The organism is Corynebacterium sp. 1103A (assembly GCF_055700955.1).
In genome coordinates, this window is the sequence record NZ_JASTTF010000006.1 from 25,161 (window position 1) to 45,342 (window position 20,182).

At 67.7% G+C, this 20,182-nt stretch carries 18 protein-coding genes; all 18 read right to left on the reverse strand.

Annotated features, from left to right (window positions below):
• Nucleotides 1-14: 14 nt before the first annotated feature.
• Complete coding sequence (gene gap / locus QQS52_RS05885; protein ID WP_472773001.1) at nt 15-1,022, reverse strand: type I glyceraldehyde-3-phosphate dehydrogenase; 1,008 nt, start codon at nt 1,020-1,022, stop codon at nt 15-17.
• A gap of 356 nt (nt 1,023-1,378) precedes the next feature.
• Nucleotides 1,379-2,407: a DNA-binding protein WhiA gene (whiA, locus tag QQS52_RS05890; protein WP_472773002.1), complete on the reverse strand. Its 1,029-nt coding sequence runs from the start codon at nt 2,405-2,407 to the stop codon at nt 1,379-1,381.
• A gap of 121 nt (nt 2,408-2,528) precedes the next feature.
• The gene (locus tag QQS52_RS05895; protein ID WP_472773003.1) at nt 2,529-3,512 is read right to left on the reverse strand and encodes a gluconeogenesis factor YvcK family protein; all 984 of its coding nucleotides are present in this window, start codon (nt 3,510-3,512) and stop codon (nt 2,529-2,531) included.
• A 272-nt stretch (nt 3,513-3,784) separates the two neighbouring features.
• Entirely contained in the window at nt 3,785-4,657 is an 873-nt protein-coding gene (gene rapZ / locus QQS52_RS05900) for an RNase adapter RapZ (RefSeq protein WP_472773004.1), read from the reverse strand.
• Nucleotides 4,658-4,704: 47 nt separating this feature from the next.
• Entirely contained in the window at nt 4,705-6,771 is a 2,067-nt protein-coding gene (gene uvrC, locus QQS52_RS05905; RefSeq protein WP_472773005.1) for an excinuclease ABC subunit UvrC, read from the reverse strand.
• An 8-nt stretch (nt 6,772-6,779) separates the two neighbouring features.
• On the reverse strand, nt 6,780-7,319 hold the full coding sequence (locus tag QQS52_RS05910; protein ID WP_472773006.1) for a PH domain-containing protein: 540 nt from the start codon (nt 7,317-7,319) through the stop codon (nt 6,780-6,782).
• Nucleotides 7,319-7,840 carry a 6,7-dimethyl-8-ribityllumazine synthase gene (ribH, locus tag QQS52_RS05915; protein ID WP_472773007.1) on the reverse strand — a complete coding sequence of 174 codons (522 nt, stop codon included), beginning with the start codon at nt 7,838-7,840 and terminating at the stop codon, nt 7,319-7,321. Before ribH ends, QQS52_RS05910 begins: the two co-directional genes overlap by 1 nt.
• An 88-nt stretch (nt 7,841-7,928) precedes the next feature.
• On the reverse strand, nt 7,929-9,215 hold the full coding sequence (locus QQS52_RS05920) for a bifunctional 3,4-dihydroxy-2-butanone-4-phosphate synthase/GTP cyclohydrolase II (protein WP_472773008.1): 1,287 nt from the start codon (nt 9,213-9,215) through the stop codon (nt 7,929-7,931).
• Nucleotides 9,205-9,849 (reverse strand): riboflavin synthase, encoded by a 645-nt coding sequence (locus QQS52_RS05925; RefSeq protein WP_472773009.1) that lies wholly within the window; start codon nt 9,847-9,849, stop codon nt 9,205-9,207. The genes QQS52_RS05920 and QQS52_RS05925 overlap by 11 nt, the downstream gene beginning before the upstream one ends.
• Nucleotides 9,850-9,938: 89 nt before the next feature.
• The gene (gene ribD / locus QQS52_RS05930) at nt 9,939-10,991 is read right to left on the reverse strand and encodes a bifunctional diaminohydroxyphosphoribosylaminopyrimidine deaminase/5-amino-6-(5-phosphoribosylamino)uracil reductase RibD (RefSeq protein WP_472773010.1); all 1,053 of its coding nucleotides are present in this window, start codon (nt 10,989-10,991) and stop codon (nt 9,939-9,941) included.
• 102 nt (nt 10,992-11,093) lie between these two features.
• The gene (gene rpe / locus QQS52_RS05935) at nt 11,094-11,771 is read right to left on the reverse strand and encodes a ribulose-phosphate 3-epimerase (RefSeq protein ID WP_472773011.1); all 678 of its coding nucleotides are present in this window, start codon (nt 11,769-11,771) and stop codon (nt 11,094-11,096) included.
• Nucleotides 11,772-11,781: 10 nt separating this feature from the next.
• Nucleotides 11,782-13,395: an RsmB/NOP family class I SAM-dependent RNA methyltransferase gene (locus tag QQS52_RS05940; RefSeq protein WP_472773012.1), complete on the reverse strand. Its 1,614-nt coding sequence runs from the start codon at nt 13,393-13,395 to the stop codon at nt 11,782-11,784.
• Nucleotides 13,392-14,363 (reverse strand): methionyl-tRNA formyltransferase, encoded by a 972-nt coding sequence (gene fmt, locus QQS52_RS05945; RefSeq protein ID WP_472773013.1) that lies wholly within the window; start codon nt 14,361-14,363, stop codon nt 13,392-13,394. The genes QQS52_RS05940 and fmt overlap by 4 nt, the downstream gene beginning before the upstream one ends.
• 122 nt (nt 14,364-14,485) lie before the next feature.
• On the reverse strand, nt 14,486-15,016 hold the full coding sequence (gene def / locus QQS52_RS05950; protein WP_472773014.1) for a peptide deformylase: 531 nt from the start codon (nt 15,014-15,016) through the stop codon (nt 14,486-14,488).
• 35 nt (nt 15,017-15,051) lie between these two features.
• Nucleotides 15,052-17,085, reverse strand: coding sequence for a primosomal protein N' (locus tag QQS52_RS05955; RefSeq protein ID WP_472773015.1), 2,034 nt, complete (start codon nt 17,083-17,085; stop codon nt 15,052-15,054).
• Between the two features lie 11 nt (nt 17,086-17,096).
• Nucleotides 17,097-18,326: a methionine adenosyltransferase gene (gene metK / locus QQS52_RS05960; RefSeq protein WP_472773016.1), complete on the reverse strand. Its 1,230-nt coding sequence runs from the start codon at nt 18,324-18,326 to the stop codon at nt 17,097-17,099.
• 131 nt (nt 18,327-18,457) lie between these two features.
• Nucleotides 18,458-19,744: a bifunctional phosphopantothenoylcysteine decarboxylase/phosphopantothenate--cysteine ligase CoaBC gene (coaBC, locus tag QQS52_RS05965; RefSeq protein WP_472773017.1), complete on the reverse strand. Its 1,287-nt coding sequence runs from the start codon at nt 19,742-19,744 to the stop codon at nt 18,458-18,460.
• A 123-nt stretch (nt 19,745-19,867) separates the two neighbouring features.
• The gene (gene rpoZ, locus QQS52_RS05970) at nt 19,868-20,170 is read right to left on the reverse strand and encodes a DNA-directed RNA polymerase subunit omega (protein ID WP_070768356.1); all 303 of its coding nucleotides are present in this window, start codon (nt 20,168-20,170) and stop codon (nt 19,868-19,870) included.
• Nucleotides 20,171-20,182 lie beyond the last annotated feature (12 nt).

Here is a 20,182-nt window from a genome sequence, read left to right on the forward strand (position 1 = left end):
TGAGAAACTGTTCCTTAGAGGTTTGCTGCCACCTGGTCGGTCAGGCGCAGCAGCTGGGCGGTGTAGCCCCACTCGTTGTCGTACCAGCCGAGAACCTTAACCAGGTTGCCGTTGGAGACCTTGGTCATGCCGGAGTCGAAGATGCAGCCGTGGCCGTCGGTGACGATGTCGGTGGAGACCAGCGGATCCTCGGTGTAGGCCAAGACGTCAGCGAACTCGCCGGTGGCGGCTTCCTTGATGGCGGCGTTGATTTCCTCGACGGTGACGTCGCGGGAGGCGGTGAAGGTCAGGTCGGTGGCGGAGCCGGTGATGATCGGCACGCGCATGGCGTAGCCGTCCAGCTTGCCCTCCAGGTTCGGCAGGACCTTAGCCACGGCCTTGGCAGCGCCGGTAGAGGTCGGAACCATGTTGACGGCAGCGGCGCGGGCGCGGCGCAGGTCCTTGTGCGGAGCGTCCTGCAGGCGCTGGTCGCCGGTGTAGGCGTGGATGGTGGTCATCAGGCCGTTTTCGATACCGAACTTCTCGTCCAGGACCTTGGCCATCGGCGCCAGGCAGTTGGTGGTGCAGGAGGCAGCCGAGATGATGTTGTGGTTTGCCGGATCGTAGTCCTCGGAGTTAACGCCGTAGACGAAGGTGGCGTCGACCTCCTTGCCCGGAGCGGAGATGATGACCTTCTTGGCGCCGGACTCGATGTGCGCGCGAGCGCTCTCGCCGGTGCGGAACTTGCCGGTCGACTCGATGACGATGTCAACGCCGTGCTCGCCCCAGTTGAGATCCTTCGGATCCTTCTCCTCGGTGACGACCACGCGCTTGCCATCGACAGTGATGGACTCGTCGTCGTAGGTGATTTCGCCCGGGAAGCGTCCCAGGACGGAGTCGTACTTCAGCAGGTTTGCCAGGGTCTGGTTGTCAGTCAGGTCGTTGACCGCGACGATCTCCAGGTCGTGCTCGCCTTCGACGACTGCGCGGAAGAAGTTGCGGCCAATGCGCCCGAAGCCGTTGATGCCTACGCGGATAGTCACTTGATGTTCTCCTAGAAAATTGGATGTACGTAAGGTTTTACGTCTGGTGGAACTCACCGAGGGCTACGTGAGGTAGCTTGGCTTCTCCTCGACAACTTCCAACAAGACCGATACTACCGGCGCTCGCGGTAGCGCGCACGGGTAACGGAAAGCAAATCAACAAAACCAGACATATTCTCACATCCGGTGACTAATATTCCTGGACATGGCCACAAAACAGCGTACATACCCGCAGTTTAGACGGCGATGCCCGGTTGAGCCCGCATAGCGCCGAGGGAAAGATAGGGGACGTGATTCTGGGCACAAATCCACGCGCGGGGCGGGTTAAACCACTCCCCCGGTCGGTTCCGGCCGCCCTAGCTCTCCCCGCCGGCCTGGTCCTCGCCGTGTCCGGCGCCGTCCGCGTCGAAAAGATCCTCGGTGACTGCCTCGCTGGTCGACGCGATGCCTAGTTCCTCGGCCCGCTTGTCCGCCATGGACAGCAGGCGCCGGATCCGGCCGGCCACCGCGTCCTTGGTCATCGGCGGATCCGCCAGGCGGCCGAGCTCCTCCAGGGAGGCCTCGCGGTGCTGCACGCGCAGCTGGCCGGCGTCCGCCAGGTGCTCCGGCACGTCGTCGCCCAAAATCTCCATGGCGCGTTCCACGCGGGCCGCCGCGGTCACGGCCGCGCGCGCCGAACGCCGCAGGTTGGCGTCGTCGAAGTTCTGCAGGCGCTCCCCGCTCATGCGAACCTCGTTGCGCAGGCGCTTCTTCTCCCACTTCAGGCGGGTGACCTGCGCGCCCATGCGGGTCAGCAGCGCGCCGATGGCGTCGCCGTCGCGCACCACCACGCGGTCGGCCCCGCGGGTCTCCTTGGTCTTGACGGACAGGCCCAGGCGCCGGGCGCAGCCCACCAGGGCCAGCGCGGCCTCCTGGCAGGGGCAGACGACCTCGAGCGAAGAGGACCGGCCCGGCTCGGTCAGGGAGCCGGCAGCCAGGAAGGCCCCGCGCCACGCGGCCTCGTTGTCGGCGATGGAGCCGGAAATCACCTGCGGCGGCAGCCCCACCACCGGGTGTCCGGAGCGGGTAATAAGCCCCAGGCGGCGAACCAGGTCAGGAGTGCCGTCGGTGATCCGGATATGGATCCGCGCCCGCTTGTGGGCCTGGGCGGCGGTCGGTCCCACCACGTGGCTGCCCACCTTGATCCCGTAAAGCTCGTCCAGGGCCGCAATTACCCGGTCGGCCGTGTCCTGGTCCGGCAGCTGTATCTCGTACATCATGGAGCTGCCCGAGACGGTCAGCTCGCCAGCGAAACGCAAGATGGCCGCCAGCTCTGCTGCCCGCGCGCTAGTGCGGGTGGCGTGCACCGCCGTCAACTCTTTTTTGACCGCGTCGGTAAGAGTCATCTTCTATGCCTTCCTGCCCTTTCTATTCTGCCGAACCCAGCTTCCGGGCCCTGCAGCGGCTCACCGGTTGTCGTCAGGTAATCGAAATGGAGATGAAAAATATTAAAACAGAATGCCTATTCTAGCGCCCGGCTTCGAGGAAGTCGGAATGCATCCGGGAAAGCGCAGCAGACAGCTTATCCGGGTCGTGGACGCTGGTGGGCTGGCCATTCTCGTCCAACCGGCACAGATCCGCGTACTCGACCGTGGCCCCCAGCGCGCGGGCTGCGCGCTGCAGGTATTCCCGCTCGCTGGGCGCGGTGAGTATCTTCTCCTCCACCAGGACCTTGTCGATACGCAGGCCCGGGGCGTGCTGAGCGAGCACGTGCAGGTGGCGCTCCGCCGAAAAGCCCTGGGTCTCTCCCGGCTCTGCGGACAGGTTGAGGACCACCACGCGCAGGGCATCGGCGGCGCTGATGGCCTCCACCAGGCGCGGGATGACCACGTGCGGCAGCACGGAGGAAAACCACGAGCCCGGCCCCAACGTGATGAGGTCGGCCTGGCCGATGGCCTCCAAGACCAAATCGTTGACCTCGGCGTCCTCGGGGATGATCCGCACGCGGCGGACCTGCCCCGGCGTCGAAGCCACGGCCACCTGGCCGCGGACCGAGCGCACCACCCGCGGGTCCTCGTCGAGGCCGGCGACCTCCGCCTCGATCTCCAGAGGCTGGTTGACCACCGGTAGGACCCGGCCGTGTGACTCGGTCAGCTCTGCGACCTTGTCGAGGGCGGCCTGGCTATCGCCCAGGATCTCCGTCAGCCCCGCGATGAGCAGGTTGCCCAGGGCGTGCCCGGCCAAGGCCCCGTGCCCGCCGAAGCGGTGCTGGAGCGTAGTCGCCCAGAACCGGCCCTCGTCCTCGCCGTCGGACAGCGCCGCCAAGGCCATGCGCAGATCTCCCGGCGGGATGATCGCCAGCTCCCGCCGCAGGCGTCCGGAGGAGCCGCCGTCGTCCGCCACGGTCACGATAGCGGTTACTTTCGCCGCGCCGGTCTCCTGCGCTGCGAGCAGGGTTTGGTACAAGCCGTGCCCGCCGCCCAGGCAGGCTACGTGGAAGGGATTAGACATCGGAAAAGATCCCTGCCGCCTTTCTTTCGTTTCGTCGCCGGTGACCGCTTCCGTCGATCCTTGGCGCTCAATGGCTAGGGCCCGGAAGGTCGCACAGGTCCTTGCCTAGTATCGGGGCGCGGGGCGCCCGGCCTGCTGCGAACCACCGACTGTGCGGGCGGTAGTCGCCCGCCTTCGTAGTGGGAATATTCAGTTATTGGAAAGCTTGTGCTGGGACTTACTTGGCAACATCGCCGCCCGCCAGTGGATGGGTGGCTAAGTTGCTAGGTGGCTTAGTCCCGCTCGATATCTCGGTGCAGCACGCTCACGTCCACCTTGCCCGCCTCGCGAAGGCGGTGGGCGATCTCCTCGGCCACCGCTACGGAGCGGTGGTGCCCGCCGGTGCAGCCGACGCCGACCGTAATGAAGTTCTTGCCTTCGTGGTGGTAGCCGGCCAGCATAGAATCCAACATCGACATAAAGCGGTTGATGAACTCCTCCGCGCTCGGTTGGGAGAGCACGTAATCAGCCACCGGCGCGTCCGTGCCGCGGTAGGGCCGAAGCTCGTCGACCCAGTACGGGTTCGGGAGGAAACGCACGTCGACGACAAGGTCCGCGTCGCGCGGCGAGCCGTGCTTGAAGCCGAAGGACTCGACGGTGACGTGCTGCTTCTGGCTACCCAGCGGCCCGAAGGAGGCCTCGATCGCGCGGCGCAGATCGTGAACCGACAGGTTCGTGGTGTCTAGGATGATATCGGCGCCGGCGCGCACGCCCGCAATAGCGTCGCGCTCCCGACGGATGCCTACCTTGAGGGTGTCCTCCCCCTGCAGCGGGTGGGTGCGCCGGACGGAGTCGAAGCGCCGGATCAGTACGTCGTCCCGGGCATCCATGAACAGCACGGTGGGCTGCATGTCCCGCTCGCGCAACTGGTCGAAGGTCTCCAGCAAGGAGCCGGGGAACATGCGGCTGCGCACGTCGGTGACGACGGCAACCTTATCGACGGGCGAGTCATCTTGGGCGCACAGCTCCAGCAGCTCCACGATGAGCACCGGGGGCAGGTTGTGCGCGACGAAGTAGCCCTTGTCTTCTAAGACCTTGGCCGCCGAACTGAGCCCGCCGCCGGACATGCCGGTCAGCAGGATGGGAGGGGTGACAAATTGTGCCATGGGGCCATTCTATCTGGTTCGCCGCCGCTTCCGGCCCGCCCGGAAGCCTAGCGCGCCTGCAGGCCGTCGAAGACGGTCTGGGCCAGCTTCGGACCGAAGCCTTTGACCTCGGCGATCTCCTCGACGGAGGCCTGTTTGAGCTTTTTGACCGAGCCAAAATGCTTAACCAGATCCTTGCGCCGCTGCGGCCCGAGGCCTGGGATGGCATCCAGCACCGACGAACGCATCCGCGCCGAGCGCTGTTGCCGGTGGTACGTAATGGCAAAGCGATGGGCCTCGTCGCGGATCTGCTGCAGCAGGTAGAGCGCCTGCGAATTGCGTGGCAGGATTACCGGCTCGTCGTCGCCGGGCACCCAGATCTCCTCCAGGCGCTTTGCCAGGCCCACGAGCACGACGTCGTTGATGCCCAGCTCGTCGAAGACCTCCTGAGCCGCGGCCACCTGGGGCGCGCCGCCGTCGACGATGAACAGCTGCGGCGGGTAGGCGAAGCGGCGCCCGGCCTCCGCGGATTCCTCCACGACCTGCTCGTCGGAGAAGGTCTGCTCCTCCGACTCCTCGTCCGGGTTGGCCAGCTTATCCACGTGGTGGCGCTTGAAGCGGCGGCGGGTGACCTCCGCGATAGAGCCGACGTCGTCGGAGCGGCCGTCGCCGGCGGCCTCCTTGATGCGGTAACGGCGGTAATCCGATTTGCGCGGCAGGCCGTCCTCGAAGACCACCAGGGAGGCCACCACGTCCGTACCCTGAATGTGGGAGATGTCCGTGCACTCAATGCGCAGGGGCGCCTGCTCCATGCCCAGGGCTTCCTGGATGTCTTGCAGCGCGGCGGAACGCGCCGTCAGGTCGCCTACCCGCTTGAGCTTGTGCTGGCGCAGGGCGTCCTTGGCGTTGCGCGTGACCGTCTCCATCAGGGCGCGCTTGTCTCCGCGCTGCGGCACGCGCAAGTCCACCCGCGCCCCGCGCAGCTCCTCCAGCAGCTGTTTGACCTCCCCATCCTCGGCCGGCAGGTGCTGGACCAAGATCTCGGGCGGGACCACCTTGACCGTGCGCGACTTCGCGTGGGACTCCTGGTCGACGCCGCGGCGCGGCACGCCCGGGTCAATAGCCGCGTCCTCGGCGGCCTCCTGCTTCTCGCGCTCCACGGCGTCGGAATAGAACTGGATGAGGAAGTTCTGGATGAGCTCCGGCAGCGCCGGGTCCTCCTCGCCCTCGGCGACCGTCTCGGTGCTCGCTTGGTCCCCGACCTTTTCCACGACCCAGCCGCGCTGGCCGCGGATGCGACCGTCGCGCACGTGGAAGATCTGCACCGCGGCCTCGAGCTCGTCAGTGTGGAAGGCGATGAGATCGGCGTCCGTGCCGTCGCCGAAGACGACGGATTGCTGTTCCATGATCTTGGTGATGGCGCCCAGGTCGTCCCGCAGGCGCGCAGCCCGCTCGAATTCCAGGTTGGCGGAGGCCTCCTCCATCTCCTGGGTCAGCTGGCGGGTGACCTGAGCGGTGTTGCCGTTCATGAAGGAGACCAGGCGCTTGACCGTGGCGCGGTGCTCGTCCTCGCTGACGCGGCCGATGCACGGGGCATCGCACTTGCCGATATAGCCCAGCAGGCAAGGCCGGCCGAGCGCCTCGTGCCGGTTAAACACGCCCTTGGTGCAGGTACGCATGGGGAACACACGGGTGAGCAGGTCGAGGGTCTCGCGCACGGCCCACGCGTGCGAATATGGGCCGAAATAGCGCACGCCCTTACGCCGCGGGCCGCGGTAGAAGAAAGCGCGCGGGAAACGCTCACCCACCGATACCGCGAGCATCGGGTAGGTCTTATCGTCGCGGTACATCACGTTGAACCGCGGATCGAAGCGCTTAATCCAGGTGTACTCGAGCTGGAGCGCCTCCACCTCGCTGGCCACCACGGTCCATTCCACCGAGGCGGCGGTCAGCACCATCTGGCGGGTGCGCGGGTGCAGCTGGGTGATGTCCTGGAAGTAATTGGACAGCCGAGCCCGCAAGTTCTTCGCCTTGCCCACGTAGACGACGCGGCGGTTGTCGTCTCGGAACTTGTAGACCCCCGGTTCCGTGGGGATGGTTCCGGGGGCCGGCCGATAGGTAGTTGGATCAGCCACAGCGGCGCCTAATCCTGCGGCATGTAGCGGGCTTCCAGGGCGCGGAACTTGTTGACGGAGTCCATGATGGTGGACTTGTCACCGGCCTGCAAGGCCCACATCGGTACGTATTCGAATTCCGGCAGCTCCAGGTGCGCCATGCGCGCGCCCTCGGGGAAGGACAGCCCGTAGATGACCGCCCACGGGTAGAAACGGGTGCCCACGATGTTGCGAACCTCTACCCCGTCCTCGTTGGCCCGCACGCGGGGCCGAGTCAAAATGAGCCAGAACAGGATGGACAACAGCACGCCCACGCCCGGGAAGGCGAACTTGTCAATGGTGGTCACGGTAGCGCCCGTGAACTCGACGTCCAGAGTAATGCCCATGAAGATGTGGACAGCCATGACCACGATGACGACGATAACCGCCAGCTTGCGCAGGTTCGGTGATTTGATCTCCAGTTCCCACGGCTTCTTGCTGGTCTGGGCGAAGGGGTCGATGCGGGTATAGGCCAGCAACTCCTCTTCGGACAGTTGTGGCTTCGCCGGCTTGCCAGGGCTGTCAGTCATCAGTACTCCACTCCTTTTTCTGCGCCCTCATATTCTACGTCCGCGCTGCCGGTTTGGTTAATCGCCCGCAGCTTCAGCACGGTGTCCAAGGCCGCCACCATGGCCTCGGATCCCTTGTTCTCGGCGGAGCCGGCAAAGCCTGCCCGGTCCACGGCTTGGTCGTGGTCGTTGACGGTGAGGATGCCGTTGGCCACCGGCGTGGACTCATCCAGCGCGATCCGGGTCAGCCCCTGGGTGACGGAGTCACAGACGTAGTCGAAGTGCGGGGTACCGCCGCGGATGACGCAGCCCAGCGCCACCACGGCATCGAAACGCCGCGCGGCGGCCTGCACGGCCACGGGGATTTCCAGCGCCCCGACGACCCGGAAGCTCTCGGCGCGCGCGCCGTTGCGCTCGGCGGCGGCCAGCGCCTGCTCGTGCAGCTGGTCGCAGATGTCCGCGTTCCAGGTGGCGGTGATGACGGCTACGGAAATCCCGCGCGCATCGACCGAGTCGATTGCCGACAAGCCTTCCTTACTCATTTCGGTACCTCTTTCCGCTCGGTGGTCTTTGCTGTCGGTGGTGCTGCCTTAGCAGTGGTGCTGCGCCGTGCGCGGCAGCTGGTACTGCCTAGGAGGTTACGCCGTGCTCGGCGTCCCAGGCGGCGACCTGCGGCAGGTCGTGGCCCATCCGGTCGCGCTTGGTGCGCAAGTATTTGATGTTGTCCGCGTTCGGCGTGACCTCGAGCGGCTGGTGCGCGCTCACGTCCACGCCGAAGCCGGCCAGGCCCTCGCCCTTGTGCGGGTTGTTGGTCAACAGGCGGGCGGAGACAATCCCCAGGTCCCGTAGTATCTGCCCCGCCACGGAGTATTCTCGGGCGTCCTCCGGCAGGCCCTGCTCTAGGTTCGCGTCCACGGTGTCCAGCCCTTGGTCCTGGAGCTGGTAGGCCTGCAGCTTGTGCAGCAGGCCGATGCCGCGGCCTTCGTGGCCGCGCAGGTAGATGACAACGCCGCTACCGGCCTCCTGGATGATTTCCAGCGAGCGGTGCAGCTGCTGGCCGCAGTCGCAGCGCCGGGAGGAGAGCACGTCCCCGGTCAGGCACTCCGAATGCACCCGCACGGTGACGTTTTCCGCCCCGACCAGCTGCTCCGGATCACCGGCGATGAGGGCCACGTGCTCCTGGCCGTCCACCGCGTGGCGATAGCCGATGGCGGTAAAGCGGCCGTAGTCGGTGGGCAGCTGGGTGTCCACGACGCGTTCGACCTGGGACTCGTGGCGGCGGCGCCACTGGATGAGCTGCTCGATGGAGATCATCGCCAGCCCGTGCTCGTCGGCGAAGCGGCGGAGCTCCGGCGAGCGCGCCATGTCCGTCGGCTCCTCCTCGGAGACGATCTCGCACAAAACGCCGGCCGGGCGCAGGCCCGCCAGGCGGGCCAGGTCCACTGAGGCCTCCGTGTGGCCCTCGCGCTCTAAGACCCCACCCGGGCGGGCGGTCAGAGGCACCACGTGGCCAGGCCGGGTGAAGTCAAGCGTGGTGGATTCCGGATCCGCCAGGCGGCGGATGGTCTCGGCGCGGGAGGTGGCGGAGATACCCGTGGTGCCGGTGGCGGCGTCGACGGTTACAGTGTAGGCGGTTCCGCGCACGTCCTCGTTGCGCGCGACCATGGGCGGCAGGTTCAGCCGGGCGCAGTCGACCGGCATCAGCGGGGCGCAGATATAGCCGGAGGAATAGCGCACCATGAAAGCAACCAGCTCCGGGGTGGCCAGCTCGGCAGCGAAGATCAGATCGCCCTCGTTTTCCCGATCCTCGTTATCGACCACGACGACGGGCTTGCCGGCCGCGATCTCCCCGATTGCGGTCTCCACCGAATCCAACCGCACGCTACCCGCGGCGGTCTGCTGCTCCTCAACGCTCATAGTACTCAACCTTAGTCGGGTCGAAACAGCCGCCGGCCTTCGGGTAGGCCAGCATATTTTCCACGTATTTCGCCAGGATATCGACCTCCAGGTTCACCACGTCCCCGGGCGCTAGGTCGCCGTGGGTGGTATGCCGCAGGGTCACCGGGATAAGGGAGACCTCGAACCAGTCCTCTCCGCGGGCGCTGACGGTCAGCGAGGTTCCGTTGATGGCAATGGAGCCCTTCTCCACGACGTAGCGCGCCAGCTGCTCCGGCAGCTCGAAGCGCAAGACCTCCCAGTGCTTAGAGGGTGTGCGCTCGAGCAGGCGGCTGGTGCCGTCGACGTGGCCTTGGACGATATGCCCGCCCAGCCGCGCGGAGGCCGCCAGGGCCCGTTCCAAGTTCACCCGGTCGCCAACACCCAGCTGCCCCAGCGCGCTGCGGTTCAGGGATTCCTGCATCACGTCCGCGGCAAAGCCGGTCCGGTCCGCGTTGAGTTCCGCTACGGTCAGGCACACGCCGTTGACGGCGATGGAATCCCCCAGGCTCGCGTCCTGGACTACGTGCGGGGCGCGAACCCACAGCCGGATGGCATCCCCCAGCTGCTCGAGGGACTCGACTGCCCCCGTTACTTCAATCAAGCCGGTAAACACTTCTGGTGCGTATCTCCTTCGCCGTTGGCTGGCACTTTTCGCGGCGCCACTCACTGCGTCTTCGTTGGGTTTAAAGGTATTCGGTTGTGCTAGAGCTTCATGCTCTCCAACGCCGCGTCGCTGGTGACGTATTCCACCAGGACGTCTACGCCGAGCTGGCGGGTGCCCAGGTGATGAAAGCGCGGGGCGTCCGCCAGGGTGTCGGCCAGCGGGTGGGCCAGGATGCCAAGCCCCTCGCCCAGCAACATGGGCGAGATATAGGCGTTGATGGCGTCCACGTAGCCGCCGTGGAACAAGGCGCTGGCCAGCCCGGCACCGCCCTCGACGAGCACGTCGCGGATCCCGTCGTCGTACAGTTCCTCCATGGCTTCTTCGAGGTCACCGTACTGGGTATAGCCCAGCTCCCGGAGGTTGGTCGAAGCCGGGCCCGCGGCGCGCAGGTCGCGCTTGCCGATGACCACGCGTCGCGGCTGGTGCTCATACAGGCTGCCGTCGGCCCGTCGCGCGGTCAGTGAGGGGTTATCCGCGAGTGCCGTGCCGGTGCCGACCACGATCGCGTCGCGGTGGGCGCGGTCCCGGTGCGCGTACTCGCGGGCGGCGGTGCCCGTGATCCACTGGCTCGTGCCGTCGGCCGCCGCGGTGTAGCCGTCCAGGGTCTGCGCGAATTTCACGGTCACGTGCGGGCGCCCCAGGCGCACGGCGGTCAGCCACGGGACCACGGCGTCCCGGGCGCGCAGGGCCACTGGCACGTCCTGCTTTTCCACCTCGATGCCATGCTGGCGCAGGGCCTCTGCCCCGCCGGCCGCGCCGCTCGGGTCCGCGTGCAGGTAGATAACCCGCGCCACCTGGGCATCGATGAGCGCCTGCGCGCACGGCCCGGTCCGCCCGGTGTGGTTGCACGGTTCCAGGGTCACGACCACGGTGCTGCACGCGGCGGCCTCCCCGGCCGCGCGCAGGGCCACGATCTCCGCGTGGTCGCTGCCGGCTGGCTGCGTGGCTCCCTCGCCCACAACCTCGCCGTTCGGGCCGAGCACGACCGCGCCCACCGGCGGGTTCGGGCTGGTGGTCCCCCTCACGCCGGCGCCCAATTCGATTGCTCGTTCAATGGCGCGCCCGATGCCCGCTGCGAGTCCTTCTGGCATGCGATTCCTTTCCACAAAGTCTGTGTTCTTCGCCTTTTTGCGGCCCAGCCCGGCGGCTGCGTGCGTGGTAGATGAATGGGTACGCGGTAGGTGGCTGTCTTATTAAGTGGCGGTGGCTTGGGTGGCGGCCGCACGCAGGTCGTCGACGGCCTGGCCTGGGTCGGCGTGTTTGAAGACGGCGGAGCCGGCCACGAAGGCATCAACCCCGGCCGCGGCGGCCTCCGAGATGGTCGTGGCGTCGATGCCGCCGTCTATCTCGATGAGGGTCACCAGGCCGCGCTCGTCGATAGCCGCGCGGAGCGCACGGGCCTTGTCCAGCATTTCCGGCATGAACTTCTGGCCCCCGAAGCCGGGCTCGACGCTCATGACCAAGACCAGGTCGATATCCTCCAAGATCACCAGCCAGGGTTCGATGGGAGTGTCCGGCTTGATGGAAATGCCGGCCATTACCCCCTGGCTGCGCAAATCGCGGGCCAACTCCACCACGGCGGCCGTGCTCTCCATGGCCTCGACATGGAAGATCACGCAGTCGGCGCCGGCCTCGATATAGGTCTGCGCCCACTTCTCGGGGTGTTCGATCATCAGGTGCACATCCAGGTGCTGACCGGTCAGGCCGTTGACCGTGGAGGTGATACCCGGGCCAAAGGACAGGTTGGGGACGAAGTGGCCATCCATGATGTCCACGTGGATCCAATCCGCGTTGGAAATAGCGGCGATCTGCTGGCCGAGCCGCGAGAAATCCGCGGCCAGGATGGACGGCGAAATGATCGGTGCTGACATGTCTACTATCCTACGTGTCCTTGCGGCGCAGGGCCGCGAAAAACATCGCGTCCGTGCCGTGCCGGTGCGGCCACATCTGGACGGACTTTTCCTCGCCCACGTCGATCATTGCCTCCGGCAGGAGCGCGTGCGCGTCCTCCTCCACGGCACCCAGCTGCGCGACGGCCTTGTCTACGATTGCGCGGGTCTCGCGCAGGTCCGGCGAGCACGTGGAGTAGATGAGGATCCCGCCCGGGCGCAGCAGCTCCAGCCCGGAGCGCAGCAGCTCGAACTGCAGGCGGCTAAGCTCAGCCAGGTCGGCCTCCTCCTTGCGCCAGCGCGCCTCCGGGCGGCGGCGCAGGGCGCCCAGACCGGAACAGGGCGCGTCGACCAGCACGCGGTCGTAGCCGGGCTCGAGGCCCGGGTCGCGGCCGTCGGCCACGTGGGCGCGTACCGGCAGATCCCCGGCGGTGCGGTCGATGAGCTTGGCACGGTGCTCGCTGACCTCGACGGCGTCCACCTTCGCGCCCTCGATGCGCGCGAGCGCGCCCATGAGCGCGGCCTTGCCGCCCGGGCCGGCGCACAGGTCCAGCCAGCGGCCATGATCCTCACCGCTGACCTCGGCCTCGACCACGGCACGGGCGATGAGCTGGGAGCCCTCGTCCTGGACGGCGGCCATGCGCTCCTTGACCGGCTCCAGGTCAGCCGGGTCGCCGTGCTCCAAGTAGACCGCATAAGGCGAGTAGCGCCCCTGCTCGCAGCCGGTCATCAGCGCGAGTTCCTCGGCGGTGATTTCCCCGGGGCGCGCCACCAGGTGCACCACGGGCCGCTCGGAGTCCGCGGCCAGTGCGGCGGGTAGCTCCTCGCGACCGACCACGCGGGCAAAGGAGCGGGCAATCCACTCCGGGTGGGTGTGCTCGAAGGCCAGGCGGGCAACCTCATCGTCCGGGGCCAGCAGGTTGATCCAATCCTCGCGGCTGCGGCGGGTCACCGAGCGCATGATGCCGTTGGCAAAGCCCTTCGCCTTGGTCTCCCCGGCCGCCTCAACCAAACGCACGGTGGTATCCACCGCGGCGTGGTCCTCGACCCGGGTGTAAAGCACCTGGTAGACACCCATCCGCAGGGCGTCCAGCACGGCCGGCGCGATGGCCGAAAGTTCTCGGCTCGAGCACCGCGCGATGACCGCGTCCACCACGCCCTCGGCGCGCAGGGTGCCGTAGGCGATCTCGGTGGCAAAGGCGGCGTCGCGGCCGCTGAGCTTCTGCTCCCGCAGCGCCCGCGGCAGGATGAGGTTGGCGAAAGCGCCCTCCTGGTGCACGCGCTGCAGGGTCTCCAGCGCCACCGCGCGCGGCAGGTCCAGCCCGGCCTGCTTCGCCGCCTGGGCCAGGGAGGCCGCCTGCGCGCGCTCGTTTAGCCGCTGCCCGGAGCCGCCCTGCCGACCGGCGCGGTGGGACGAGCCGGCGCCGGCTCCCCCACGCCCCTGCCGGTGGCCGCGGTTATCGCGGTTGCCGCGGAAGTTCTTCCCTCCGCGAGGATTGCGCCCGCCGCCGCGGCCGTTGCCGTCACGATTCTGGCCGGATCCCTGGGTGGGTTTGTCCTTCGGCTTGTCCCCCGACTTCGAGCGGGAACGGAAACCACCACTCATTCGAAGACCACCTTTCCATCGGTCTGGTTGAGGCCCCGGGACCAGTCCGCGGCCTCCATCATCTTCTTGCCCGGCGGCTGGATGTTGCCCAGCTGCACCACGCCACTGCCGGTGCCGACGAAGACGGCTTCCTTGGCCACGTGCAGCTCGCCCGGCTGCAGCTGTTCCAGCTGGTCACGGTCCGGGCGGGTGTCGCCGTCCAGACTGACGGGCGTCAACGGCCCCAGCTTCACGCGCTTGTCGCCCCACAGGGTCCACGCGCCCGGGGCCGGGGTGTGGGCACGCACGGTGCGGTCGATGGCAAAGGCCGGGTCCTGCCAGCGGATGCGGGCATCGTCCTTGGAGATCTTGGCGGCGTACGTCGCCTCACCCTCCTGGGCGCGCGGCGCGGCCTGACCGCTTTCTAGCAGGTCCATCGTGGCCACCAGCAGGTCGCCGCCGGTATAGGCCAGCCGGGTCAGCAGATCATCGGCGGTGTCTGTGGGCTGGATTTCCTCCGAGACGGTGCCGAGGACCTCCCCGGTATCCAGGCCCTCGTCGATCCGAAAGGTCGTCGCGCCTGTGATGTCGTCCCCGGCCGCGATGGCGGCCTGGACCGGCGCCGCACCCCGCCAGGCGGGCAGGAGGGAAAAGTGCAGGTTCACCCAGCCGTGCGGGGCCACTCCCAGCAAGTCCGGGGTGATCAGGTTGCCGTAGGCCACGACCGGGATGGCCGCAGGTTCCAGCTCAATGAGCCGGCGGCGCAGCTCCTGGCCGTCCTCGGTACCCGGCTTCAGGGTGGTCGGCGTGAGCACCTCAATGCCGTGGCTTTCCGCGCAGGCCTTGACGGGGCTGGGGTGCAGGCTGCGCCCGCGCCCGCGGCGCGCGTCCGGCCGCGTGATGACAGCTACGACCTCGTGCTCGGATGCGATGAGCTTTTCTAAGGAAACCACTGCCGGCTCTGGTGTCCCGGCAAAAACAATGCGCATGACGGTTTGGCCCTCGTCCTTCCCAATTGTCCTCTAGCTCCCGGCCGGCCGCAGGTTTTACGGACAAACCGGTTTACCTTCGCGTTTGGCGTTGTCTCTCCAATGATACGGACTGGTGCCTCCTAACGGTTAAACCAGTCCGCGGAGCGAATGGCCGCCATTGCCTCCCGGCGATCCTCGGTGCTCAGGTGCGCTAGGAACAGTACCCCGTCGAGGTGATCCGACTCGTGTTGGATGCAGCGCGCCAAGAGCCCGCCGGCTAGCAGGCACACCGGCCGGCCCCACTCGTCCGTGCCGCTGACCACCACCCGCTCGTGCCGCGGCACGGTGCCGGGCACCCCGGGGATGGACAGGCAGCCTTCGCGCCCGAGCACCAGCGTTGCGGCTTCCCCATCGACGCCGGGGAGGACCGGCGCCCAGGAGGGGTTGACCAGCACGCCGCGGCGGCGCGCGCTGCCATCCGGGCAGTCGTAGACGAAGACCCGCTGGGTCACGCCCACCTGATTGGCGGCCAGCCCGACGCCGCCGGCCTCATCCATGGTTTCGAGCATGTCCCGGGCCAGCGCGCGCAGCCCCGGGCCGAAGGAGGTCACCGCGTCCGCCGCGGTGTTGAGCACGGGATCGCCGAAAAAGCGGATCTGTCGCAACGTCATGGTCGTTGTCCCTTTCTGGCGGCTAGCACGCCGTTTTAGCCAATATGGATCGGATCTACCTGGATGCGCAGGGGCGCGTCGTCCTTCCGGGAAGTGCGCGCTGCGTTCGCCTGCCGCAGGGCGCGGCCAAGCTCGGAGCGCGGCCCCAGCGGGGTGCGCACAAGCACCCGTTGCGGCGCGCCCAGGCGCTGTTCATCGTAGTCGCCGGGTAGTTTCAGCCCCGGCGGCAGCGGCACCGGGCCGAGGATCTCCGCGTTAGCGGGCAGCTCGGCAAGTTCCAGGAAGCCGTCCAGGGCGGCGTCCGGGCCGTCGATGGCAGCCATGTGCACCGCCGGCGGGAAGCGGACCTCGCGCCGGCTGGACAGCTCCGCGTGGGCGGCGGCCGCGAAGTCCCACTCGGCCAGGTATTGCACCAACGGCAGGTCTGGGTCCGCCGCGACGATGACCTCGCCGCCTTGGTCGGCCGGGGCGGCGAGGCGGGCAGCGCGCGCCCACTTGGCCAAGGCGTCCTCGCCGGCGCGCAGGTCCTGGCGGTTGAGCAACGCGCCGGTGTCCATCAAAATCACGGCGCCGTACAAGCCGCCGCGGACGGCCGGCTCCGCCCCCGGTGTCGCGACCACCAGCTGCGCGGAGTGCTCGACATCCTCGAGGACGCGGTTGCCGCCGGACACCTTGACCCGCACCGAGGGGAACGCCCGGCCGAATTCCTCAGCGGTGCGCTCCTGCCCCAGCACGATGGCGCGCAGCCGGGGCGAGCCGCACTCGCTGCAGCGGTGATGGGCGGCGATCCGGCCGCACCAACGGCAGGTCGGGGCCGAAGCCTGCCCCGCCGCGCCGGCTCCTTTCTCCGGCGGCAGGCCGATGGGCCCGTTGCAGTGGCGGCAGCGGGCCGGGGCGCGGCAGTTTCCGCAGGCCAGAATGGGCATGTACCCGGCCCGCGGAGACTGCACCAGGACGGGCTCGCCGCGGTCCAGCGCGCGGGCCATCGCCTGGAAGGCCGGGCCCTGCAGCCGGGTAGTCCCGCCCTCGGTGTTGCGGGACAAGTCGATGCCGTAAGTACCGACCGGCAAGACCGCGGGCATCCGGGCGCGCAGGGTGGCCGGGGCCGAGACGAGGTCGTGCATCCAGCCGGCCTCGACCAGCAGTTGGGTCTCCGCGGTGCGGGAGAAGCCGGCGATGATAAGAGAGGCGGACTCCTGGGCGGCACGCGTGCTTAAGACCTCACGGGCGTGGACATAAGGCTTGACGTTGTCGACCAGGTTGTCGTTGCCGTCGTCGACTACCACGGCCAGCCGGAGGCCCTTCACCGGAGCGAAGGCGGCCGAGCGGGTCCCCAGCACGATTCGGGCCTGCCCCTTGACCGCGGAGAGGAAGCGGCGGTAGCGCGCCTGCGGGCCCAGGCTGTTGGACAGCACGGTGATCTGCTTGGCGGAGACGTACTCGCGCAGGCTTTCTTCCAGCTCGTCGAGCTGGCGCTGCGTCGGTACGACGAGCAGCACCGCGCCGCCGTCGATGGCGACCTTGGCGCTGAGCGCCGCTAGCGGGCGTTGCCAATCGTTGCCGGGAGCCATCTGCCAGGCCGCGCGGGCGGGGTTGCCGCCTATGACGTAGTCCACGAAGGACTGCCCATGGACATAGCCGGCCCAGTCGGACAGGTCCGGCTCCGTGGTGCTACCGAGCTCCTCCCACGGCGTGGAAAAGTCCGCCTCCTCGGCCTTGGCGTGGCGCGGCGGCAGGGCCGAGCGGATGACGTCGGAGCGCACCCCGCCGTAACGATCGGCTAAGGATTCGACCAGGGCGGCCAGTTGCGGCGGGTAGACCACGAAATCCGAGATGACGCGCTCGATAAAGCGCAGCTCGCCGCTGAATTCCGGGGTCGGCTCGCGGCTTAACACCAGAGCATCACACAGCCGCCCGGCGAAGCGGATGCGCACGCGCACGCCGGGCTGCGCGGCCGCCGAGTCCGCCTCGGTGACGTAGTAGTCGAAGCCGCGGTCCAGGTGGGAGATGCCCAATAAAGGCAACACCCGCGCCACCGGTTTGGTGGCAGCGGGTGTCTTGGGTGGCATAGGCCCCGATTCTACAGTCCGGCGGCAGCGCGCAGGGCGGCGGCCCGCTCGGTCGACTCCCAGGGCAGGTCAACATCAGTGCGCCCGAAGTGGCCGTAGGCGGCCGTCTGGCGGTAAATGGGCCGCAGCAGGTCCAGGTCGCGGATAATGGCGGCCGGGCGGAGATCGAATACCTCGTTGACGGCCGCCTGGATGGCGCCGTCGGTCAGGTCGCCGTGGGCGGTGCCGAAGGTCTCCACGTACAGGCCCACGGGCTTGGCGCGGCCGATGGCGTAGGCCACCTGCACCTCGGCCTTATCCGCCAGGCCGGCGGCCACGATGTTCTTGGCCACCCAACGCATGGCGTAGGCCGCCGAGCGGTCGACCTTCGACGGGTCCTTACCGGAGAAGGCACCGCCGCCGTGACGGGCCATGCCGCCGTAGGTGTCGACAATGATCTTGCGTCCGGTCAGGCCAGCGTCGCCCATCGGGCCGCCCAGGATGAACGAGCCCGAGGGGTTAACCAGCAAGGTGGTGCGCTCAGAGTCGTAGAAGTGCGCCAGGCCGGTGTCCTCAATGACCCACTCGACCACGTGGGTGCGCAACTTCTCGGCCAGCGCCTCCTGGGTGATCTCCTCGTCGTGCTGGGTGGAGATAACAATGGTGTCTAGATGCTTCGGGGTGCCGGCATCGTCGTAGGCGAAGGTGACCTGGGTCTTTCCGTCCGGGCGCAGGTGGTCGACAATGCCTTCCTTGCGGACCTGGGTCAGACGGCGCGCCAGGCGGTGGGCCAAGGCGATGGGCAACGGCATGTACTCGTCGGTCTCGTTGGTGGCGTAACCGAACATCAAGCCCTGGTCGCCGGCGCCAGCCTGGTCGTCCGCGTCGAACTCGTCGCCGGAACGGACCTCGGTGGACGAGTCAACGCCGGCGCCGATCTCGGCCGACTGCTCGCCGATGGCGACGTTGACGCCGCAGGTATTCCCGTCGAAGCCGACGTCAGAGGAGGTAAAGCCAATCTCAGTCAGGGTGGAGCGCACCAGCTGCGGGATTTCGACGTAGGTGGAGGTGCGCACCTCCCCGACCACGTGGACCTGGCCGGTGGTGACCAGGGTTTCGACGGCAACGCGCGCATGCGGATCCCCGTCCAGCATGGCATCCAGGATGGCGTCGGAGATGGCATCGCAGATCTTGTCTGGGTGACCTTCGGTTACAGACTCGCTGGTAAATAGGCGGGTCGCCGGGGTGGCGTTGTCTGACACGTATTTATCCTTTTCTACGAAATACAGTCTTTTTCAGCTCGGCTGACGCGTCAAGCTTTAACAATCCCCCACCATAGACCAAGCAGTCTATAAGGGCAACCTAGTCTGTCTGTGAGTAGGCAACCTCACGCCTATTTCTCCGCGCCCATCACGCGGTCCACCGCGGCCAGGATCTGAGCCGCGACGACCTGCTTTGTCCCACGGGCCACCTCCTGCGGCTCGACGCCCGGGGTCAACAGCCAGCCCTGGTTGTCGAGCTGACCGAAAACCTTGCCGTGCCCGACCTCGTTGGCCATAAGCACGTCGCAGCCCTTGCGCTTTAGCTTGGCTTGCGCCAGCTCGACGGCGGTGTGGTTTTCGTCTCCCGTCTCCGCGGCGAAGCCGACTAGGACCTGGTGCGCCGGCAGCTCTCCCGCCGCGCGACGGTCCACCAGGGTCTTGAGAATATCCGGGTTTTCCACCAGCTCGAGGCGGGAGAGGTCCACGTCGTCTGCGCCCTTTTTCATCTTGGACCCGGCCACGGTGGCCGGGCGGTAGTCGGCCACGGCCGCGGACATGATGACCACGTCGGCGTCCGCGGATTCGGCTTCCATGGCCTCCAGCATGTCCCGGGTCGAGGTCACTCGCACCACGCGGGCGCCGGCCGGCACCGGCAGGTGCTCCACGTTGCCGGCGACCAGGACGACCTCGGCTCCGCGCTGGCTGGCCACCTCGGCCAGGGCAAAACCCTGGCGGCCAGAGGAACGGTTACCCAGGTAGCGCACCGGGTCCAGGTCCTCCTGGGTGCCGCCGGCGGAGATGACCACCTTCGTGCCCTGCCAGTCTGCGCGCGGCGCGTAACCGGCCAGGGTCGTGCGGGTCAGCTCCGCGATCTGCGCGGGTTCCAGCAGGCGGCCGGCGCCGGAGTCAGAGCCGGTCAGCCGCCCGTGCGCCGGGTAAAGGACCGTGACCCCGCGGCCGCGCAGGGTGGCCACGTTGTCCTGGGTCGCAGGGTGGTTCCACATCTCCGTGTGCATGGCGGGGGCCACGATCACCGGGCAGGTCGCGACCAGGACGGAGGCGGTGAGCAGGTCGTCGGCGCGCCCGGCGGCCAGACGGGCGATGAGATCCGCGGTGGCCGGGGCGATAACAATCGCGTCGGCCTGCTGGCCGAGCGAGACGTGCTGGACCTCGTCGACGGCGGTGAAAACCGAGGTATCCACCGGGTGGCCGGACAGGGCCTCAAAAGTCGCGGCGCCGACGAACTTGAGCGCGTTCGGGGTCGGGATGACCCGCACGTCGGCGCCGTGCTCTTTCAGGTCGCGCACCAGGTGGCAGGCCTTGTAGGCGGCGATCCCGCCGGCCACACCCACCAGGATGCGCGGGGTAGGTGCCGCCGGCTGGCGGGTTTCTTGCTGTTGTCCGTTCTGCTCAGTCACAGGACCTCATTGTACGCACCGGGCCCGCTCCCCCGGCGCTGCGCGGTGCCCAGAGCGCGCAAAAACCTCCCGGCAGGGCGGGATGCCCGTACCGGGAGGTGTGCTGCGCGGAACGCGAGTGGCCTAGTTGCCTTCCTCGTGGTCCAGCAGGCCCGCGTCGATCTCACGCAGGGCGATGGACAGCGGCTTTTCGCCGGCTTCCGGGGTGACCAGCGGGCCGACGAACTCGAACACGCTATCACCGTGGTTCTGGTAGTAGCTGTTGATCTGGCGAGCACGCTTTGCGGCGAAGATCACCAGGGCGTACTTGGAAGATACCTTGTCCAGCAGCTCATCGATCGGCGGAGCGGTGATGCCCTCGGGGGCGTCGAAGACCGGCTCGGCCTTTACTGCCTCAGCGGTGTCATTGGTGGTCACGTTAGTCACATGCACCTTTTC